The organism is Dietzia massiliensis, assembly GCF_018390595.1.
GTDB classification, from domain to species: Bacteria; Actinomycetota; Actinomycetes; order Mycobacteriales; family Mycobacteriaceae; genus Dietzia; species Dietzia massiliensis.
Genome location: NZ_JAHBAV010000246.1, coordinates 1 through 410 on the forward strand (window position 1 = coordinate 1; position 410 = coordinate 410).

Sequence of the window (410 nt, forward strand, 5' to 3'; positions counted from 1 at the left end):
GTCAGGCCGTCGGAGCCGACCAGCAGCGCTTCGTAGCGGCGGCCATCCTGCAACACCACGGTGATCTGCTGAGCGTCTTTGATCACGTGGCGGTTGGTGATGATATAGCCGCGTTCGTTCATGATCACGCCGGAACCGAGCGACAGCACGTTGGCGGCGCCGTTCAGGTTGCGGTTGTAGATGTTCACCACGGCGGGCGCGGCGCGGCGCACTGCTTTGTTGTAGCTCACCGGCGTTTCGTCGCTGGTATTCTCGGTTTTCTCTGCAAACAGGCCGTTGGAAGAGCGCAGCACGGGCAGAGCGGCCAACAGCAGGCCGGCAACGATGAGACCGATAACGACAGAACGCAAGAGCTTAGCAAACATGGAGTTTTCGTGGTGTGGTGAACGATGTTCGGAGGATAGCATGAG

At 59.8% G+C, this 410-nt stretch carries 1 protein-coding gene; it reads right to left on the minus strand.

What is annotated here, in order from left to right:
• Positions 1-365, minus strand: a 365-nt coding sequence (locus KHA85_RS20455; RefSeq protein ID WP_213186702.1) for a trypsin-like peptidase domain-containing protein, incomplete at its 3' end; no start/stop codon positions are given.
• Positions 366-410 lie beyond the last annotated feature (45 nt).